Consider the following 19,606-nt stretch of genomic DNA (forward strand, 5'->3'; position numbering starts at 1 on the left):
TTAGATATAAATGGATTACGATATCGATCTTGCAATTGTTGGTGGCGGCCTTGCCGGTCTTTCAGCTGCCATTACCGCATCCAGGCTTGGGATATCTTGCATAGTCCTTGAACGCGGTGAGTACTCAGGATCAAAGAACGTAAGCGGTGGCAGAATGTACATTCATTCACTGAAGCGGCTCCTTGGCGATAGATTTGATGAGGCCCCTCTGGAACTGCCCGTTGAGTCAGAGCGCTATTTTATAAAATGCGGTGAAAAATCAATTAGCTTCTCATTTTCTGAGGAGAATAAAAAAAATAGCTACACTGTGCTCCGTGCAAAGTTTGACCGCTGGCTATCGCAGTTTGCAGAGGAAGCCGGTGTGCCAGTTTCATATAGTACCCTGGTAAAAAATGCATCAAGGGACAATGGAATAATGCTTGAGACAAACCGTGGTGATATAAGGGCGCCACTTGTTATAGAGGCGGATGGCGTTGGCTCCTCATTATCAAGGTTTCTTGATAAAAAGGAGTTAAAACCAGAGTTTTACATGCTTGGCATAAAGGAGATCATTGAAAGCGGTGAAAACAAAACAGGTGAGGCCAATACATTTATAGGCTACAGCGGGGGCGTCAAGGGCGGTGGCTTTATGTACACGAATAAAAACTCAATATCGCTCGGTCTAACATTGAAGATCGAATCATTGCAGAATAATAACGAAATATCACACGAACTGATAGAGAAATTCCGTGAATCACTGAACATAGATGGCAAAATACTTGAATACTCGGCGCATATGATACCATTCTACGGATATAAAAACATAAAAAATATATCATCAGAGAACCTGCTTGTAACAGGCGATGCAGCCGGACTTTTAATAAACGATGGTTTTGCAATACGCGGCATGGACCTTGCAATAGAATCAGGAATGATAGCGGCGCAGGCGGCAGAAAAGATCTTAAAATCAAAGAATTATGGTGATACATCAATATACAATAAAATGATGTATGGCAGCCAGGTCATGAACGATCTAAAAACGGCATCCAGCATCTTTGATTTATTTAACAGCGATGAGTTCTTTAATGTCTATCCAAAGGTTTTATGCGATGCCTTTTCAAAGGTCTTTACCGTTGATGATGATTACAGAAAGCCCTTTATAAAGTATGCAATGGAGGGCGCGCACGATAATAATATAAGCCTGTTATCGATGCTTAGAAATATCATGAGGGTGATGTGAATGGATCTTTTAAAAAGATTATCACTTGAAAAGCACGATGTTGATTCAAAACCACATATAACGGTTAATCTGGATATCTGTGCAAAATGTAAGGAAAAGCCATGCGTAAGGGTTTGCCCCGCAGGCACATATGATCCTGACCCAGAAAAAATAATGATAGTACACTATGAAAGATGCGTTGAATGCAGCGCTGCCCTTGTGGCATGCCCTTACGGCTCCATAAAGTTTAGCTATCCAGAAAAGGGTGTTTCGTACACCTATGGATAATTTCTGAAGATCTCTGATCTGCATGAGCATGATCTGAACTGGCAGGAATCTATTGAAAACTCAGGGCACATATCAAGATCCTCTGGTTTATCATTTTTTAACGCATCATTTATTTTATCAATTAATGATTTTGCATTATTTTTTAATATATTAAGATCAAAGCTGTATTTATATGCTAAGATCTTCATGTTCATTTTTGGATATAAAACTATTATATAACCAGTCTCTGAATTCCTGTTTGCGCATTCAAATGCAAGCTCCTTTACATATGTTTCAGGTGGATTACGCTCGTAAATGGAATTATTTACCTTTGCTATATATGGAATAAATTTGCTATCATAAATGTTTCTTGCAATGTACCTGTCATTGCTTATTATATTTAAACAGGAGCTTTTGTTTTGCCTCCTTTGCTCCTCTGGTGTTATTGCAAATTGTGATTCTGATATTGCATCATTTAATATATAGAACAACCTGTTGTTTTCATATTTTGATGGCCCAATTGCCCTCTTTTTTACTATATCGTCATTTTTTATTCTGTGATAGTACCTCCTTGGATATATCAAATCATGGTATGATATTCCAGGATAATTTGAAAGATTTACCTTTATATCAAAGCTTTTTATATCTATCAGGCCGTCAAGCCATTTATAATCCAGGGTGTCAAGCTCATCGCATCTGCATAATTTATCATGGTGCAGTGTACAGCTCTGTATGTATCTGCATTTTGGCACCCCATTGCCATCATCGAACATTTTATATCTTCTTAGCATTTCATTTTCAATTTCATTGCCTTTTATTATTTTTACAATAAAGCCATATGATTCCATTTTATCATTAACAAAGACAAGCCTGCATTCATCGTTTTTATTCATTACAGCGTAAAATATGCACTGCTCAAGATCCATTATATATTTATTTTTAACGTCATCAATGGTTATTGCCTCGGCATGCTTGCTCTTGAACTCAACAATGTAATTTTCAAAGACAAAATCTATCCTGCCTATTATACCCTTTAAATTGTTTTTACCTGCGACGGTCTCCTCAAAGGACATAAAACCAGGCATATTCTCGAAGAATGACCTTGCCATTTCATGCATCTCGCCGCCTGATTCAAGTATTCTTACCTGCTCCTCAGGTATCTTGTAGTCATTATTTCTTACATAGATGGAATATGCAGGATTTACAAGATCTGTTACATATATGTACCTTATATTTTTACTGTATTCCTTGATGAAGATATTCTTTATTATTCCTGATAGCTCATTATCCAGGGTAAATGATGAAATCATGTTATGATTATATAATAAAAACTAAAAAGTTTTTCAAACAATTATATTTTAATATTATTTATGAATTAACTTACAAGATATTAAAATAGCAATAGGTGGAATCATTGGAAATAAGGCAGATTGTTTATCCGGGTGAGAAGATAGATCTCGAAGGCCAGAAGCCAAGGAACGGCCTTTATGAGGAGAATGACGAATACTACTCAGAATATTTTGGCGTTGTTCAGAAAAGTGATAAATTTATAGACATAGTACCATTCAACGGGCCCTACATGCCAAGGATCAACGACAAGGTTATAGGCAAGGTAATCGATGTCAGTGCAACGATGTGGACCGTTGATATAAACTCACCATACTTCTCATTGATGCATATGAACGACACGCCATGGCATGTTACATCCGGCGACCTAAGGAAATATTTAAATGTTGGCGATTACATATATGCAAAGGTATCAATACTCAACGAGATAAAGGAAAGCTGGCTCTCGCTTAAAGATGTAAACCTAAGAAAGCTTGAGGAGGGCAGTATAATATACATAAAGGCCCCAAAGGTGCCAAGGGTCATAGGCAAGGCCGGAAACATGATAAACATGATAAAGAGCGAAACAAATACAAAGATCATCGTTGGCCAGAATGGTTTAATATGGATAGATGGTGAGCCCGAAAATGTTGATCTTGCCATAAACGCAATAGGCATGGTTGAAAAGGAGGCACATACCTTTGGGCTTACAGACAGGGTAAAGGCATATCTTGATAAAATGAAGGGTGGAAACAATGGAAGAAGTGAAGTTAATCAATGATGATGGTTTAAGGCTTGACGGCCGCGCATTTAATGAGATGAGGCCGATCAGGATAACAACAGGCGTTGTTGATAACGCTGATGGCTCTGCATATATTGAATGGGGTGCAAACAAGATTGTTGTTGCCGTTTATGTAAGGGAGGCATATCCAAAGCATGCACAGAACATCGACAAGGCAATAGTAAAGGCCAGATACAACATGGCCGGTTTTTCCGTTGAGGAAAGAAAAAGGCCAGGCCCGGACAGAAGAACCATGGAGATATCAAAACTAATCTCCGAGGCACTGGAATCGGCAATAATGGTTGAAAGGCTGCCGAGGGCCGAGATCGATGTTTATATAGAGGTTCTCGAGGCAGATGCCGGCACAAGGATAGCAAGTCTTACAGCGGCATCTGTTGCTGTTGCGGATGCAGGAATACCAATGAAGGATCTTCCTGTTGGCTGCACTGCCGGCAAGGCAAACGGCAAGGTCGTCCTTGATTTATCAAAGGACGAGGACAATTACGGTGATGCAGACATACCAATGGCGATACTTCCAAAGAGTGGAAAGATTATACTTCTACAGCTGGACGGCGATGTCTCTGAGCAGGAACTTGAGGAGGCAATGGAAATGATGCTTGGTGCCATGAAGAATATATCAAGGATACAGAGGGAGGCACTCATGAATAGATACATGATAGAGGATGGTGAATAAGGATGCCAATGGACACACTCGCAGTTATATCAGGCCTGAAAAGGGATATGATACTTAACAGCATAAAACGTGGTAAAAGGCTTGACGGCCGTGGTTTAAACGATTTTAGGGATATAAAAATATTCGAGAATTACATACCAAAGGCATCGGGCTCTGCCATGGTTGAACTTGGAAGGACCAAGGTTGTTGCAGGCGTTAAAATAGAGGAGGGTGAACCGTTTCCGGATACACCTGACCAGGGAGTCATGGCACTTAACATAGAGATGCTGCCAATGGCATTTCCAACCTTTGAGGCAGGTCCACCTGGTGAGGAGGCCATAGAATACTCAAGGGTTGTTGATCGTGGCATACGTGAGAGCAAGATGATCGATGTAACAAGGCTTGTAATCGAGCCTGGCACAAAGGTCTGGATGGTCTTTATCGATATAGATATTATAAACTACGCAGGAAATATTATAGATGCATCGACAATAGCTGCCGTTGCAGCATTGAGAAATGCCATAGTGCCGGCATCCAGGATTGGCGGCGAGGACTTTAAGCTGCCTGTAAACGCAAATCCGGTTTCGGTTACAATGGCAAAGATAGGCGACGAGCTTGTTATAGATCCGGATCTTGAGGAGGAACAGGTATCAAATGGAAGAATAACAATAACAATGGCAGAGGACGATCATATACATGCAATACAGAAGGGCGACGTTGGTGAATTCACCATGGAAGATATAAGAAAAGCTATAAAAGCATCAAGAGATACAGGTAATAGAATAAGGTCACAGTATTTCAGGTGATGGGAATGGCAAAACATACAGTAAAGGTTGGTGTTGCAGGCCGTTTTGGCCCAAGGTATGGTGTAACAGTAAGAAAGGAATGGTCAAAGTATTATGTGCAGAAGAAGGCATACTATGTATGCCCAAAGTGCAAGCAGAAAAAGGTAAGGCGCATAGCCAACGGCATATGGGAGTGCAGGCACTGCTCATATAAATTTGCCGGCGGCTCATACAATCCTGAGTACAGCGCCGAGATTGTCAGGGAGGTAGCCGGAAATGTATAAATGCATAAGATGCGGCAGGCCTCTTGAGAAATCCTTTGGAACCGCAGACATAGAATGCGAGTGCGGCTCCAGGGTTTTCGTAAAGGAGAGACCCAACATAGAGAAAAAGGTAATAGCAAGATAACATGGATTTAAAGGAACTGTTCGATCTAAACCTGTGCCTTAGATGCACGGGTCGTATTTTTGCAGCCGTGGATACAGGTTTGACAAACGAGGAGCGTGGCGCAAGGCTTTACTTCGCGTACAAATCCATCTACGGCGAAAGGGATGTACCGGAATCATGTTATCTTTGCAATGGGGTGTTCAAGAAATTTGATGAATTTTTTAATATATTAATGTCAAAATTAAATAATTACGAGTTTAACAGCATACTTGTTGGATCAACATTTGATGAAAATATTATAGAAATGGAAAAGGATATACAGTCCAGGTTTGGTTCAAAGGGCGAGAGCATAAAAAAGGAATTTAACAGGGAATTCGGTAAATACCTATCAAAGAGGCTTGGAAAACCATTTTCAAAGGATGCAGACCTTACAATTGAGGTCGATGCATTATATGAAAACGTGAATATAATAGTAAAACCCGTCTATATTTACGGTGTTTACATAAAAAAATCCAGGGACATATCACAGACAAGGTGGATACATAAAACTGGGGAGTCCATAGAATCAATAATAGGAAATGAGCTAAGATCAATGACCGGCTGTGAAAACTACTACCTGCACGGATCTGGCCGGGAGGACGTGGATGTCATGATGCTTGGCAATGGCCGCGAATTTGTAATTGAGGCAGCAATGCCAAAAAGAAGGTATATTGATTTATATGAGCTGCAGCTCAGGGTAAATGCATCAGGTATTCTTTTTATATATAATTTATCATATTCATCAAAGGCCACTGTAAGAAGGATAAAATCAGAGCTTCATGAAAAGCTTTACATTGCTGAGGTAACCGGTGATCTAAATAAAGATATTAAAAAAGCATGCAGTAAATTCAATAATTTAATAATTGAGCAGAGGACACCATTGAGGGTTATAAACCACAGATCAGATCTTGTGAGGCGCAAAAAAATAAACTATATTAATATAATAAGTATAATGAATGGAAGGGCTCTCTTAAAGATATGTGCTGAGGCAGGAACATACATAAAGGAGCTTGTAAACGGCGATAATGGCAGGACAGTTCCAAGCCTGTCATCTGTTTACGGTTCCCAGCTTCAGGTATCGAGCCTTGATGTGGTAAAAATATATAGGGATGATTAAAATGACAAAGATGTCCAAGGGTCCGAGATCAGGTTCAAGAAGGGTTATGACAAAATCGGTAAAGAATAAGGGCATGCCAAAGGTAAATGAAATGATGAAGACATTCGAGGTTGGCGACAGGGCTGCAATAGTTATAAACTCGGCGGTTCCTGATGGTATGCCCCACCACGACTTCCAGGGCATTACTGGCGTTATAACTGGCATGCAGGGTAGCTGTTACATACTTTCATTTAAGGTAGGCAACGTTGAAAAGAAAGTTATAGCCGCACCTGTGCATCTCAGGAAGGTCCAGTAAATGAAGATAAGCTATATAACGAATCTGGAGGTTTATAACAGGCTTATTTCAAAGGATGAACACAACGACATAGAAAAGGATGAGCTTTCATATATAGAGAATTTCATGAAAATCAATCCATCAACTGACATTGAATCAATAAGAAAGGAAATTATGGCGCTTTCAAATCTTTCACAGGAGGTATCTTCAAAGATCATAGATATTATGCCAGTAACAAGGGAGGAATTAACAGCCATACTATCATCATATAATATAATGCCTGATGATAGCGTCCTTGAAAAAATTCTTGATTATATAAAGGGATTATAGTTATGGAGGAGTACGCTTACGTTCTGGACTACCTTCCACAGGGTAGGCCGGATGAGAGAAATTTTAGATCACAGCAGCCATTGATACTGGCCATAGGCGAGGACGAATTCAAGCTGCTTGAAATCATTGCGAATCCAAATGCTGTTATAACGATAGGCGATAGGATATACATAGGCAAGGACCAGCAGAAAAGGGACAAGATCATATCAATAAAGCGCAGGATAACATACAAGGAGCTGACAAGTGCCGCTGTAAGTGAGCTGCCGTATATAATAGAGGATATAATAGATAAAAATCCAAAGAAGTTTATAGACTTCTTTAACAAGTCAGAGCCAATAAATTCAAGGCTGCACACACTTGAGCTTCTTCCAGGCCTTGGCAATAAAAGCATGTGGAGCATCCTTGAGGAGAGAAAGAAGAAGCCATTTGAGAGCTTCGAGGATATCTCTGAGAGGGTTAAGAGTGTTCACAATCCAAAGAAGATGATAGTTAATAGAATACTTGATGAGCTGCAGAACAGGTACGAAAAATACAAGCTTTTTGTTGCAAAATGAAATTTTCAAGAAAGTATGGCCAGGTTTTTTTAAAAAATTTAAACATCGCAAAAATCGAGGTGAACCTTTTAAATTTATCTCCGGGTGAAAGGGTTCTGGAAATAGGCCCCGGTCATGGAATTTTAACATCAATAATAATGGAAAAGAATGTTAATTTAACCGTTGTTGAACCTGACCATAGATTCTACAATGAAATAATATTAAGATTCCCGGGATTAAATGCAATAAAAAATAGCTTTCTGGATTTAAATCCTGATGCCTACGACAAGATAATAGGAAATATACCATATAATATATCATCACAGATCATCTTTAAATTATATGATTTTGATTTTAAGCTGGCATTATTGATGGTTCAAAGGGAATTTGCTGAAAGGCTTGTAGCATCTCCCGGGAATAAAAATTACTCAAGGCTGAGCGCATCATCAAAATTAAGGTTTGATATAAAAAAGGTTATGGACGTCTCAAGAAAAAACTTTTACCCTGTTCCTGAGGTTGATTCCTCCATTATTATTATAAAGAAAAACAATAAAAAAATACCCTGTAATCCTGATGATATTATAAAAATGGCATTTTCAATGAAGAGAAAGAAGATTTCAAGCATATTTAAAAATTATGATGGGCCATTAAAAGATAAAAGGCCCGGAGATTTAAGTCCAGAGGATTTCATTGACCTTTGCTGTTATCTTTTCCCTGAACGTTGCCAAGGCTCCTGAGTGCGGTTGCCGTGTAAAATGATGAAAGATCACCGGCGACAGGCGTCATCTGTGGAACCATTATTATTGTGCCCTTGCCCTCAAGACCTATCTGATATATTATATCCATCCATCTTAACTGGAATGCGGTTGGATCGTTTCTGTACTGCTGGCCGGCCTCTATCATCTTGCTTGCGGCCTCAACCTCTGCCTGTGCAAGCGTTACCCTGGATCTCCTCTCCCTCTCGGCTGCAGCCTGCCTGGACATCGCATCCTGGAGGTTCTGTGGAACAAGCACATCCCTTATTTCAACAGATGAAACCTTGACACCCCAGTGCTCGGTCTTCTCGTCTATGATCTCACGGGCAGCCTCTCCTATCTTCTCCCTTTCAGATAATATCTCATCGAAGTTGTACTTTCCTATAACCTCCCTAAGCGTCGTCTGGGCTGCAAGCTGGGTCGCGGTTCCATAATTCTCAACGTTTAAAACGGCCTTATCTGGATCTATTACCTGGAAATACATAACTGCATCGACGTTTATTGGAACGTTATCCCTTGTAAACGTTGACTCTGTTTTAAAGGCCACTGGCTGGATCCTTGTTGATATAACAACAGCTATTCTGCTTATTATCGGGGTTACATACACCAGGCCAGGCCCCTTCATGCCTGTGTACCTGCCAAGCGTTAGAACAGGTGCCCTTTGCCATTCCTTTAATACATGTATTCCTGAGAGCAGGAATATCACTATTATTATCAATATTATTATGAGTAATATTGTTGTTGCCGCAATCATGTATATTATTAAATAATTTTACTATTTAAATTTTTTTAAAAAAATATTATTAAAATACCATTATTTATCGGTTAACAGCGAAACAATCAACGTTAATTTTTAAATATAATAACAGGTTATCCATCCATGTCAGGTATAGTTACCTACGGCTCTTACATTCCAAGGTACAGAATAAGGCCGGAGGAGATAGCCAGGGTCTGGGGCGAGGACCCTGAAAAGATGAAGAATGGTATTTTTATATTAAGCAAGAGTGTTCCCGGCCCCGATGAGGATGTTGCAACAATATCTGTTGAGGCTGCAAGAAACGCATTAAAAAGATCAAATATAGATCCAAATGATATCGGCGCAATATACATTGGTTCAGAGTCACATCCATACGCCGTGAAGCCAACCGCAACGATAGTTGCAGCCGCCATAGGCATGCCATTTAGAACGTTTGCAGCAGATTATGAATTTGCATGCAAGGCGGGAACGGCTGCAATGCAGAACATAAAGGCAATGGTCGATTCAAACATGATAAAATACGGTATGGCCATTGGATCTGATACATCCCAGGGTGCGCCTGGCGATGCCCTGGAGTATACGGCATCTGCCGGTGGAACTGCCATGGTCATAGGCCGTGATAATGTTATAGCCGAGATAAACAAGACAATATCTGTTGCAACAGATACCCCTGATTTCTGGCGCCGCGAGGGCGAACCATATCCAAAGCACGGTGAGAGATTCACCGGTGAGCCCGGATACTTTAAGCATGTTATAGGTGCCGCAAGGGATATAATGTCAGAGTTGAACACAAAGCCTGATGATTATGATTACGTCGTTTTCCATCAGCCAAACGGTAAATTCCCAACAAGGGCTGCAAAGATCCTTGGCTTCAGTGAGGAGCAGTACAGGGAGGGGCTTATAACGCCTTATATAGGTAATACATACTCAGGATCAACAATGACCGGTCTTTCAGCAATACTTGATGTATCAAAGCCCGGCGATAGGATACTTGCAGTATCATTCGGTTCAGGGGCCGGTTCAGATGCCTTTGATATAACAGTTACCGATAATATACTTGATTATCATAGAGAGAACGCCCCGGGCGTAAGAAAGATGATGGAAAGCACAGAGTATATTGATTATGCTGTTTATTCAAAATTCAGAAAGATACTTGTTTTTGGTGATAACCTTGAGTGATGTTTATATTATTGGTGCTGGAGAAACAAAGTTTGGCGAGCTATGGGACAAATCATTGAGAAATCTTGCCGTTGAGGCCGGGTTAAAGGCAATAGAGAACGCAGGAATATATTCCAAGGATATTGACATAATATACGGTGCAAACGGTCTTGCAGGTGTGATAAACAAGCAGGAGAACATCGGCGCGTTAATAGCGGATTTCTCAGGTCTTTCAGAGGAGGGCATACCTGCAATAAGGATAGAGGCATCAACGGCGTCTGGTGCCGCAGCTGTTCATGAGGCATACCTTGCAATAAAATCCGGTGAATACAACGTTGCAGTGGTTGGCGGTGTTGAAAAAATGACCGATATACATGGGCACGAGATCAATGAAATCATGTCATCAATACTTGATCGCGAGTGGGAATCATTTTACGGCGCAACACCGGCATCAATGGCCGCATTAATAGCAAGGAAATACATGAAGGATTTCAATATAGAAAAGGAGGCACTTTCGATGATCTCTGTTAACGACCACGAAAACGCATCAAGGAATCCTGATGCACAGTACAGAAATAAAATATCATTGAAGCAGGCAATGGAATCCGTCATGGTTGCAGACCCGTTAACGTTAATGGACTGCTCTCCAATAAGCGATGGTGCTGCTGCCATTGTCCTTGCATCCGAGGATTTTGTTAAGAGAAATAAAAAGGATGGAGTTAAAATACTGGCATCTGCAATAGCAGAGGATTACCTTGACGTTGGTTCAAGAAAATCAATTTACACATTTAACTCAACAAAAAAGGCTGCAAGGCTTGCATTTGATCGTGCAGGAATCAAAAGCGATGATGTATCATTTGCCGAGATCCACGATTCATTTTCAATATACGGCCTTCTTGCACTTGAAGACCTTGGCTTTGCGGATAAGGGAAATGCAAAGGATCTTGTTTACGATGAGATAAAACTCTCTGGAAGAATACCATTAAACCCATCGGGCGGTTTAAAGGCAAAGGGTGATCCATACGGAGCAGTCGGCGTTGGGCAGTTTGTCGAGGCCTATCTTCAATTGATGGAAAAGGCCGGGGATAGACAGGTAAAAAGCCCAAGGTACGGTTTACTTCATAACATGGCCGGCACCGGTGCGACATCCGTTGTTCATATACTTGGTGATTAAAATGACAGAGCTTTCAAGAATATGGAGAGAGACTGAATACAGGTACAGGTTAATAGGAAATAAATGCAACAATTGTAAAAGGGTTTACTTCCCTCCAAGGGACATATGCCCGTACTGCCACAGGGATTCAATAGGCAGGATGGAAAAATACCAGCTTAATGGCACCGGTGAGATAATCTCATATACAACAGTTCATGAGGCGGCACCTGCATTCAAAAGACAGGTTCCATACACGCTTGCACTTGTAAAACTGGATGAGGGGCCTGTTATAACTGCACAGCTAACAGGAAACCTTGAGGGCATCGATACCGGTAAAAGGGTTCATATGGTCTTTAGAAGGATTAGGCAGGACGGCGAGGAGGGAATAATAGAATACGGATACAAATTTGAAATGGATTAATATTTTTTTAATTAATTCATACCAAAAGCCTTTATTAAAGATTTATAATTTCTTTATTTATGATAACATACATAAGCGATGACGATGTTTTAAGGCATTTAAATATAAAGGAATGCATAGGAGAATTAAAAACTGCCTTTGAGTCATACGGGGCCGGCGAATCCAACTCATCTGCAAGGGACAGAATATTCCTTCCAGGCCATGTTTTAAACACCATGCCTGCATACTATTCAAAAAGGAACCTGGCAGGCTTAAAAACTTACATAGCAGGGAAGAATGGTATAAGATTTATAGTTTTGATCTTCAATGTTAATAATCCCGAGGATGTTTTTGTCTTTGATGCAAACATGCTTGGCAGGATAAGAACCGGGGCATTAACTGCAATGGTAACATCACTAATTGTAAAGAAGAATGGTATAAATTTTACATTGATAGGTTCGGGCTTCCAGGCAGAGACACAGTACCAGGCCATGGCCTCGATATATAATATAAAAAGAGGTTATGTTTACTCAAAAAATTTTGATCATGCCAGGGCATTTGCTGAAAGATTTGGTCTTGAACCTGTCAATGATTTAAAATGCCTCAGGGATTCCGATGTTATAACAAGCATAACAAACAGCGATACACCGATATTTAATTATGATATGCTTCCGGAACATTTTCATGTAAATCTTGCAGGATCAAATATGCCCGGAAGGCGCGAGGCAGATCACAGCGTTATAAACAACGCGGATATAATCATAGTCGAGCATATGGAACAGGCCCTGAGGGAATCATCAGAGATCATTGAATCAAAAAATAAAAATATGGTTGAATTAAAGGATTTCATAAAAAACAATGGCAGCTACAACAGAACAGTTTTTAAATCCATGGGCATTGGTCTTGAGGATCTTGCGGCAGGATACCTTGTATTAAAGGATATGAAATTACTTTAATATTTATGAAAAAGTCTAAAAATGTATTAATAATGATCATTAAATGTTTTACATATACTTTCTTGGTATTGCCCTTGGCTTATCACTTGCGGCACCTCCTGGACCTGTAAACTCGGTAATAGCGCACGAATCATTAAAATCGAAGATCCATGGCTCAAACGTTGGTTTCGGTGCAATGACCGCAGATTTTACATTCTTTTTAATCATTTACTTTCTAAAATCCATTATAAACGTTTATATTATAAGGATACTTTATATCGCCGGCGGGTTATTAATGATATACCTTGCCTACGGAATAATAAGATCAAGGATGCCATCATCATCAAAAGGTGGCAATTACATTATAGGTCTTATCATGGGATTAACAAATCCATTCCAGATAACGTGGTGGATCACGGCAGGGATCTTCCTGGTAAGGGAATTCTCAATTCTAATTATTATAGGTCTTTTTTCAGGAATTATAGTATGGTGCACTGTATTTCCATACTTAATTAACAAATTTGGATATAAATATGAAAGGTACATAAACATCTTTTCATTTGCTGTTATACTTGGTTTTGGCTTGTATATACTTTATTCCGGAATAAACCTATTAATAAAGCCTTAAAACCCTTTTTCCCGAGATCCTGTATCTACCGCTTATTAAAAGCGCTATGGATGATACAAGAGCCCTGTGCTCCTCTTCATGTATCTTCTCTGATAATGTATACTCATCATCATCGTCATTTACCTCGACCACCCTTTGCTCTATTATTGGACCGTTATCAACATCACTGGTTACAAAATGTATTGTGCATCCTGAAAATCTTGCACCGGATCTTATCACGCTTCTATGAACCTTAATGCCATAAAATCCACGGCCCCCAAATGCGGGCAGCAGTGATGGATGTATATTAATCATTTTATATAAAAATTCATTGACTATATAATCAGGCATGATCTTCATAAAACCATCCAGGACTATTAAATCAGGATTTATTGATAATAATATATCATTTAAAATTGGATAAAAATTACTGTCCTTTCCATTAATTATTACTGTTTCTATGCCAGATGACCTTGCACGGTTTAATGCATTGGCCCTTTCATTATCAGATATTAATTTTATAATCCTGGCATTTATTAAGCCGGAATCAATGGCATCTATAACCGCCTGGAAATTTGAACCGTTTCCTGATGCAATAACAACAATGTTAAACATGATATGTTATTACTTTTAAGTTAAAAATTATTTGATAATAAATTTCTAAATACCATGATAAAATTATTTAAAAATCAGTCACCAAGCTCTTTTAAGGGCTTGTTGCTAAAAAGTATCTCCTTTAACTCCCTGTCAAGCTGCGGATCATTTCTTCTAAGGTATTCAAGAAGCAATGAGAAGTGCTCCTTTTCATCGTCCCTGTTGTGCTCTATTACCGCCTTTAATTCCGGGTCTTTTGTTACATCGGCGCGCTCATCATAGAACATTATTGCCTGCATTTCCTCTATCAGGGACTGCCTGGCCCTGGAAAGATCCCTTATCTTCCCGCTTAAATCCTCACCGGACTCGTACATCGGCATTTTACTCACCTGTTATCTCCTTTGCCTCATCCACATCTGCCTTGTTTGCATCCTGGTATGTTAGCCACCATGCATAGCCCTTGTACTTCTTTGTCCTCTCCTCTATATCGTTCTGTGTTGCTGGCGGCGGATTCAGAACATTATCGCCTATTATCTCATTATTTGGCCAGTTTGCCGGTGTTACTATTTTATACTTATCGACCATCTGCAATGACTTTATTAATCTAAGTATCTCTGATATGTTCCTTCCGGTTTCCATTGGGTAATAAAGTATTGCCCTGATTGTTGACCTGTCATCAACGATAAAAACAGCCCTGACGGTCTGTGTTGCTGATTGTGCCTGTATCATGCCAAGCTTTGTTGCAACATGGCCCATGGGATCAGCAATTATTGGGAACTTTATATCAATTTTAAGGTTTTGCTTTATCCAGTTAATCCATTCTATATGCGATATCTTTGAATCAACGCTTAATCCTATTAGCTCTGTATTTAACTTTTCAAAATCATCGTGATGCTTTGCAAATGAGAAGAATTCTGTTGTGCAAACAGGTGTAAAATCACCTGGGTGGCTGAATAGAACAAACCACTTCCCCTTGAAGTCGTCAGGTAATTTAATGTTACCCAAATTTGTGACAACTTCCATTTCAGGGAACTTTTCACCAATCAATGGCATCTTTCCTTCCATAGTTATGTTATTAATCACAACTATAAAAATGTTGCTTATTTGTTTATTATTTTTGCTTTTTGATTATTTATAAATAAACAATGTATAAAATATTTTTAAAAGCAGTGAAAAATATTTTATTATCGTTTTATATATAAGATATGTAATGGATGATCTTGATCTTAAAATAATAAGGGAAATACGTAATAATGGCAAGGCGTCGATAAGGGAGATAGCCAGGAGATGCTCTGTAAGCCCTGGAACAGTGAGAAACAGGATAATTGAAATGGAGAAGGAGCACATAATTATAGGGTTTAAGGCAAGGCTTCAGGGGAAGAAGATAGGCATGGAGGAGGCAATACTTGGCCTTGATGTAAGTCCTGAGCATTATTTTGAAACCCTTGAATCAATAAAGAATTTAAATTTTATTTCAGAGGTATACTCAACCTCTGGTGATCACTCTGCAATAGCAATAATAGAATGCAATGAAAATGAAATGAACAAATGCATATCACAGATCTTAAAGATAAATGGTGTCAGGAACGTTTATCCATCACTTGTTAACACTGTAATAAAATAATTAATTTAATAATTTTTATATTAATTACAATATTATTATCATATAACTAAATAATGAACCAATGATAATAAGGTTTCTATGGAAATTTATATTTTAATATATTTATTATTTTATATTTTAAATTATGTATCATTTTCGTAATTCTTTTATCCTATATTTTTAATAATATTTTTCATATACCTGCTAATCCTTAAATGTACGTTGTTTATTAAAAATCAAAGCGAAATATTTTAATATAACTATGTATATTATCATATGGTGAAACCATGGTTGGTATAAGTGAGCTATCCAAAACAGTGGCAAAGAAGACGGACACAACGCAGAAGAAGGCCAGGGATGTTATAAGGGAATTCCTCGCAGAGGTTGTATCACAGGCCGACAGCGGCCAGAAGATAAATCTCGCAGGCTTCGGCATCTTTGAAAGAAAGACGCAGAGCCCAAGAACAGCAAGGAACCCACAGACAAGGGCTGAAATAAAGGTCCCCGCAAAGAAGAAATTTGTTTTCAGGGCATCATCAAAGATAAAATACAAGCAGTAAATTTTTAATTAATTTTTAAATTTCTTTTGTTTAAATGATAAAATAATAAACCTGAAAGTTAATTATTATTATTGAAATATCAATTTATGATCGTTCTTGGTCTTGAAGGCACCGCACATACAATAAGTGCCGGCATCGTTGATGAAAGATCGATATTGTCAAATGTATCATCGACATATGTTCCGGAGCACGGCGGCATACATCCAAGGGAGGCTGCAGTGCATCATGCTGATAAAATATACGATGTTATAAAAAGATCTTTTGATAACGCCGGTTTAAAACCGGAGGATCTCGATCTAATAGCGTTTTCAATGGGTCCTGGCCTTGGGCCATGCCTTCGGGTTGTCTCAACCGCCGCCAGGGCACTTTCAATTAAATATTCAAAGCCATTGCTTGGTGTGAACCATCCCCTTGGCCACGTTGAGATAGGAAGAAAGCTCTCTGGTGCAAGGGATCCAATAATGCTTTATATATCAGGTGGAAACACGCAGGTAATAGCACATTTAAACGGCAGATACCGCGTCCTTGGGGAAACCATGGACATAGGCCTTGGAAACATGCTTGATAAATTTGCCAGGGACCTTGGAATACCATTTCCGGGTGGCCCTGTAATAGAAAGAATGGCCCTTGATGGCAAGGATCTTCTTGAGCTGCCATATTCAGTAAAGGGCATGGACACATCATTTTCAGGGATTTACACCGCGGCGAAAAGGTATCTGTCTCTTGGCAAAAATAAAAATGATATATGCTACAGCCTCCAGGAAACATCATTTTCCATGGTTGTTGAGGTGCTTGAGCGTGCGATGTACTACACAAATAAAAACGAGATCCTGCTGGCTGGTGGTGTGGCCAGAAACGATAGATTAAGATCAATGGTTAATGATATGGCAAGGGACTCAGGTTATAAGGCATATCTAACGGATAAAGAGTACTGCATGGACAACGGTGCAATGATAGCGCAGGCCGGTATGCTTATGTACATGCACGGTGCCAGGCAGGACATAATGGAAACAAGGATAAATCAAAGGTTTAGAATAGACGAGGTTCCTGTTCCATGGATAAAGGATGAAAACAGCATATCATTTAAGGATAAGGGTGCAGAATCAATAATAACAAATGGTGAATTCTATGGCAGGAGTGTTGTTTTCAAGAAGAGGCCTGAAAAATCATACCGTGATAAAAGGCTAGATCTTAAGATAAGGCTTGAAAGAATGAAAAATGAATTCTATATAATGTATTATCTCCATAAAACAGGAAATGCTCCCATTGTATACGATTTCGATAGATTTGACATGGTTTTAACAATTGAAAGAATAAATGGCTTAACAATGAACGATTACTTTAAAAGCAAATATGATGAAAACGTTATAAGAATGATAGCAGATGCCGTTGCAAAAATGCATGGTTTAAGGATATCGCATGGCGATTTAACACCGAACAATATTATTATATCTGATAAAATATATTTTATAGATACAAGCATGGGTCATTTAAGATGCAGCGATGAGGACATTGCCGATGATCTATTTTTATTATACGAGTCAATGAAGAGCCTTTACGTAAATGGCCATGAAATGATAAAGCATTTTGAAAATGAGTATTCAAAAAACGTTGAGGATTATAATTATTATAAAGAATTGATAAAAAAGATAGAGTCAAGAAGAAGATACGTTTAAAGGAATTCGTTCTCTCTTTCCATGATATATCTTTCAATGGCGTTTCTGCCGCTTTCCATGGCCTTTCTTATATCATACTGATCCCTATCAATAAGCACAAATTCAAAGTCATAGTCACTTTTGAACTCTATGCCAAGCCTCGTGGCCATTTTGGTATAGAAATCAGCCCTGGATCTGTCCAGGCTGTTAAGGCTCCTGTAGCTCATTATCACATGGTTCTTCAATGCTATTTTTAATGCAAGATCATGGTATTTATAAACATTTGAATCTATTGATACATCGCCATCTATGTCAGGATAAACCTTATCGGGTTTGCAAAGAACATCGTATGAACCCTCATGCTCTATTTTTACATTATTGATCTTTAATGCGCTCTCATAATACTTTAAAAGATTCATAAATTCCCTTTTCTTGTATTCATCGTAGATCTCATTTATCTGGCCGCCGAAGCTGTAATTATCATAAATATATACATTCAGGCCAAGTTTTGACGCATAGAGCGCGGCCTCAAGCCCCTTTATTCCCGCACCGCCTATGGATATCTCGCCATGGTACTTTTTATATTTTATTCTTGATTCTAGGCCTGTCTCGACATTTACAGTGCAGCGGGCCTCACCCCTTGATAGATCCCTGCAGGCCTGGTTGCACCTTATGCACGGCCTTAATGGAAGATTTCTTCTAAATTTTTCAGGCAGAAATGGATCGGCAAGGGATGCCCTACCGAAGACAACAAAATCAGACCCCTCAAGAACTGTCCTAGCATCGTTTATATCAATTACAGAGCCGACAACCATGGTTTTTTTATCTATTCTCTCCCTGATCCTTTTATATATATGGTTTCTCTCATAATAAAACGGTGCAGATGATCCAGGAGGAGCGGATCTTCCTGCAGAGAAATGCACATAATCAGCATTTTTTATCAGCCTTGCGGCCTTTATTCCATAGTCAGGTCCGTAGCCCTCGTCCTCATACAGGCTTAATCTTATGCCAACCGGAAAATCGAGCTCGGCCCTTATCATGTCTATGATCTCATTTGCAATTCTGACGTTGTTTTCCAGGCTTCCACCGTATCTGTCATTTCTTTTGTTCAAATCTTTTGATATAAATTCCTGGATCAAATAGCCATGGGCGCCATGTATTTCAATTCCATCAAAATTGGCCCTGTATGCAAGCCTTGCAGCCCTTAAAAAATCCTCCTCAACGCTTTCTATATCATTTACCGTCATCTCATCCGGCCTTAAAAATGGATATTCATTTAAAGATGAAGGGGCAAAGATCATCCTTTTATTATAATCTGGATTGGCCTTGCCACCCGCGTGTACCAGCTGTGTGAATATCCTTGATCCATGTCCGTGAATAACATCTGTTAATCTCTTCATCTTTGGTAAATATGATTTTGATATTATCCCAAGCTCATTTGGAGAGCCCTTGCTGTTCTCATCATTTATGTATGCATATTCCGTTATTAACAATCCAAAACCACCAAGGGCCCTTCTCTCCATATAATATATGTAATTTTCATTAATGCTTCCATCGGGATTGCATATATTTGAGATCATCGGCGCCATAACCATTCTGTTCTTTATCTCAAGGTTTCCTATATTTCCGGGTTCAAAAAGATCCATTGAGCATCATTGTAAAAACCTTTAAATGATTTTTTTAAGAATATTTATTACAAAATTTTTATGACATTTTTTA

26 protein-coding genes are annotated in these 19,606 nt (G+C 39.1%); 20 read left to right on the forward strand and 6 right to left on the reverse strand.

The genetic code is table 11. The annotated features are described in order from the left end of the window. The first annotated feature begins 10 nt into the window (after positions 1-10). The gene (locus tag B8780_RS02990; RefSeq protein ID WP_084272593.1) at positions 11-1,219 is read left to right on the forward strand and encodes an FAD-dependent oxidoreductase; all 1,209 of its coding nucleotides are present in this window, start codon (positions 11-13) and stop codon (positions 1,217-1,219) included. Further along, entirely contained in the window at positions 1,220-1,486 is a 267-nt protein-coding gene (locus B8780_RS02995; protein WP_084272594.1) for a ferredoxin family protein, read from the forward strand. Here the strand turns inward: B8780_RS02995 and B8780_RS03000 are convergent. After that, on the reverse strand, positions 1,477-2,775 hold the full coding sequence (locus B8780_RS03000; RefSeq protein WP_084272595.1) for a hypothetical protein: 1,299 nt from the start codon (positions 2,773-2,775) through the stop codon (positions 1,477-1,479). The genes B8780_RS02995 and B8780_RS03000 overlap by 10 nt on opposite strands. A gap of 95 nt (positions 2,776-2,870) precedes the next feature. Between B8780_RS03000 and rrp4 the strand changes: the two genes are divergently transcribed. Genes rrp4 through rsmA form a run of 10 tightly spaced genes read left to right on the forward strand, consistent with a single transcriptional unit; the run spans position 2,871 to position 8,447 of the window. Continuing rightward, positions 2,871-3,572, forward strand: a complete 702-nt coding sequence (rrp4, locus tag B8780_RS03005) for an exosome complex RNA-binding protein Rrp4 (RefSeq protein ID WP_048059438.1) — start codon at positions 2,871-2,873, stop codon at positions 3,570-3,572. Continuing rightward, on the forward strand, positions 3,547-4,266 hold the full coding sequence (gene rrp41, locus B8780_RS03010; protein WP_011177195.1) for an exosome complex exonuclease Rrp41: 720 nt from the start codon (positions 3,547-3,549) through the stop codon (positions 4,264-4,266). Before rrp4 ends, rrp41 begins: the two co-directional genes overlap by 26 nt. A 2-nt stretch (positions 4,267-4,268) precedes the next feature. Further along, on the forward strand, positions 4,269-5,051 hold the full coding sequence (gene rrp42, locus B8780_RS03015) for an exosome complex protein Rrp42 (RefSeq protein ID WP_011177194.1): 783 nt from the start codon (positions 4,269-4,271) through the stop codon (positions 5,049-5,051). A gap of 5 nt (positions 5,052-5,056) precedes the next feature. Then, positions 5,057-5,314 (forward strand): 50S ribosomal protein L37ae, encoded by a 258-nt coding sequence (locus B8780_RS03020; RefSeq protein WP_011177193.1) that lies wholly within the window; start codon positions 5,057-5,059, stop codon positions 5,312-5,314. After that, the gene (locus B8780_RS03025; RefSeq protein WP_011177192.1) at positions 5,307-5,438 is read left to right on the forward strand and encodes a TFIIB-type zinc ribbon-containing protein; all 132 of its coding nucleotides are present in this window, start codon (positions 5,307-5,309) and stop codon (positions 5,436-5,438) included. The genes B8780_RS03020 and B8780_RS03025 overlap by 8 nt, the downstream gene beginning before the upstream one ends. Position 5,439: 1 nt before the next feature. Beyond that, positions 5,440-6,573 carry a tRNA pseudouridine(54/55) synthase Pus10 gene (locus B8780_RS03030; RefSeq protein WP_011177191.1) on the forward strand — a complete coding sequence of 378 codons (1,134 nt, stop codon included), beginning with the start codon at positions 5,440-5,442 and terminating at the stop codon, positions 6,571-6,573. Positions 6,574-6,583: 10 nt separating this feature from the next. Then, a complete protein-coding gene (locus B8780_RS03035) occupies positions 6,584-6,868 on the forward strand; it encodes a 50S ribosomal protein L21e (protein ID WP_236719360.1) in 285 nt (94 codons plus the stop codon). Then, on the forward strand, positions 6,869-7,177 hold the full coding sequence (locus B8780_RS03040; protein ID WP_084272596.1) for an RNA polymerase Rpb4 family protein: 309 nt from the start codon (positions 6,869-6,871) through the stop codon (positions 7,175-7,177). A gap of 2 nt (positions 7,178-7,179) precedes the next feature. Next, on the forward strand, positions 7,180-7,731 hold the full coding sequence (locus tag B8780_RS03045; RefSeq protein WP_011177188.1) for a DUF655 domain-containing protein: 552 nt from the start codon (positions 7,180-7,182) through the stop codon (positions 7,729-7,731). Next, a complete protein-coding gene (rsmA, locus tag B8780_RS03050; RefSeq protein ID WP_084272597.1) occupies positions 7,728-8,447 on the forward strand; it encodes a 16S rRNA (adenine(1518)-N(6)/adenine(1519)-N(6))-dimethyltransferase RsmA in 720 nt (239 codons plus the stop codon). The genes B8780_RS03045 and rsmA overlap by 4 nt, the downstream gene beginning before the upstream one ends. Here the strand turns inward: rsmA and B8780_RS03055 are convergent. Then, complete coding sequence (locus B8780_RS03055; protein WP_011177186.1) at positions 8,398-9,219, reverse strand: SPFH domain-containing protein; 822 nt, start codon at positions 9,217-9,219, stop codon at positions 8,398-8,400. The two genes, rsmA and B8780_RS03055, sit on opposite strands and share 50 nt — an antisense overlap. Before the next feature lie 126 nt (positions 9,220-9,345). Between B8780_RS03055 and B8780_RS03060 the strand changes: the two genes are divergently transcribed. The 5 genes from B8780_RS03060 to B8780_RS03080 are packed head-to-tail and all read left to right on the forward strand — an operon-like array spanning position 9,346 to position 13,496. Beyond that, entirely contained in the window at positions 9,346-10,401 is a 1,056-nt protein-coding gene (locus B8780_RS03060; RefSeq protein WP_084272598.1) for a hydroxymethylglutaryl-CoA synthase, read from the forward strand. Continuing rightward, positions 10,385-11,554 carry a thiolase domain-containing protein gene (locus tag B8780_RS03065; RefSeq protein ID WP_236719361.1) on the forward strand — a complete coding sequence of 390 codons (1,170 nt, stop codon included), beginning with the start codon at positions 10,385-10,387 and terminating at the stop codon, positions 11,552-11,554. The genes B8780_RS03060 and B8780_RS03065 overlap by 17 nt, the downstream gene beginning before the upstream one ends. A 1-nt stretch (position 11,555) precedes the next feature. Then, positions 11,556-11,954 (forward strand): Zn-ribbon domain-containing OB-fold protein, encoded by a 399-nt coding sequence (locus tag B8780_RS03070; RefSeq protein WP_011177183.1) that lies wholly within the window; start codon positions 11,556-11,558, stop codon positions 11,952-11,954. A 59-nt stretch (positions 11,955-12,013) separates the two neighbouring features. Then, positions 12,014-12,889 carry a Rossmann-fold NAD(P)-binding domain-containing protein gene (locus tag B8780_RS03075; RefSeq protein ID WP_084272600.1) on the forward strand — a complete coding sequence of 292 codons (876 nt, stop codon included), beginning with the start codon at positions 12,014-12,016 and terminating at the stop codon, positions 12,887-12,889. Between the two features lie 43 nt (positions 12,890-12,932). Then, on the forward strand, positions 12,933-13,496 hold the full coding sequence (locus B8780_RS03080; protein WP_084272601.1) for a LysE family translocator: 564 nt from the start codon (positions 12,933-12,935) through the stop codon (positions 13,494-13,496). On the opposite strand, the gene purN is transcribed toward B8780_RS03080, so the two are convergent. The 3 genes from purN to B8780_RS03095 form a co-directional block, all read right to left on the reverse strand. Continuing rightward, complete coding sequence (gene purN, locus B8780_RS03085; RefSeq protein WP_084272602.1) at positions 13,482-14,090, reverse strand: phosphoribosylglycinamide formyltransferase; 609 nt, start codon at positions 14,088-14,090, stop codon at positions 13,482-13,484. The two genes, B8780_RS03080 and purN, sit on opposite strands and share 15 nt — an antisense overlap. 74 nt (positions 14,091-14,164) lie before the next feature. Beyond that, positions 14,165-14,449, reverse strand: a complete 285-nt coding sequence (locus tag B8780_RS03090; RefSeq protein ID WP_011177179.1) for a ferritin family protein — start codon at positions 14,447-14,449, stop codon at positions 14,165-14,167. 1 nt (position 14,450) lies between these two features. Continuing rightward, on the reverse strand, positions 14,451-15,134 hold the full coding sequence (locus tag B8780_RS03095) for a peroxiredoxin (protein WP_084272603.1): 684 nt from the start codon (positions 15,132-15,134) through the stop codon (positions 14,451-14,453). A gap of 145 nt (positions 15,135-15,279) precedes the next feature. Between B8780_RS03095 and B8780_RS03100 the strand changes: the two genes are divergently transcribed. The 3 genes from B8780_RS03100 (at position 15,280) to B8780_RS03110 (ending at position 17,908) form a co-directional block, all read left to right on the forward strand. Further along, entirely contained in the window at positions 15,280-15,693 is a 414-nt protein-coding gene (locus B8780_RS03100) for an Lrp/AsnC family transcriptional regulator (protein WP_011177177.1), read from the forward strand. A 266-nt stretch (positions 15,694-15,959) separates the two neighbouring features. Next, a complete protein-coding gene (locus B8780_RS03105; RefSeq protein WP_011177176.1) occupies positions 15,960-16,232 on the forward strand; it encodes an HU family DNA-binding protein in 273 nt (90 codons plus the stop codon). An 86-nt stretch (positions 16,233-16,318) separates the two neighbouring features. Continuing rightward, positions 16,319-17,908, forward strand: coding sequence for a bifunctional N(6)-L-threonylcarbamoyladenine synthase/serine/threonine protein kinase (locus B8780_RS03110; protein ID WP_084272604.1), 1,590 nt, complete (start codon positions 16,319-16,321; stop codon positions 17,906-17,908). On the opposite strand, the gene B8780_RS03115 is transcribed toward B8780_RS03110, so the two are convergent. Then, complete coding sequence (locus tag B8780_RS03115; protein ID WP_084272605.1) at positions 17,905-19,533, reverse strand: NADH:flavin oxidoreductase; 1,629 nt, start codon at positions 19,531-19,533, stop codon at positions 17,905-17,907. The two genes, B8780_RS03110 and B8780_RS03115, sit on opposite strands and share 4 nt — an antisense overlap. Positions 19,534-19,606 lie beyond the last annotated feature (73 nt).

This window comes from Picrophilus oshimae DSM 9789 (genome assembly GCF_900176435.1).
GTDB classification, from domain to species: Archaea; Thermoplasmatota; Thermoplasmata; order Thermoplasmatales; family Thermoplasmataceae; genus Picrophilus; species Picrophilus oshimae.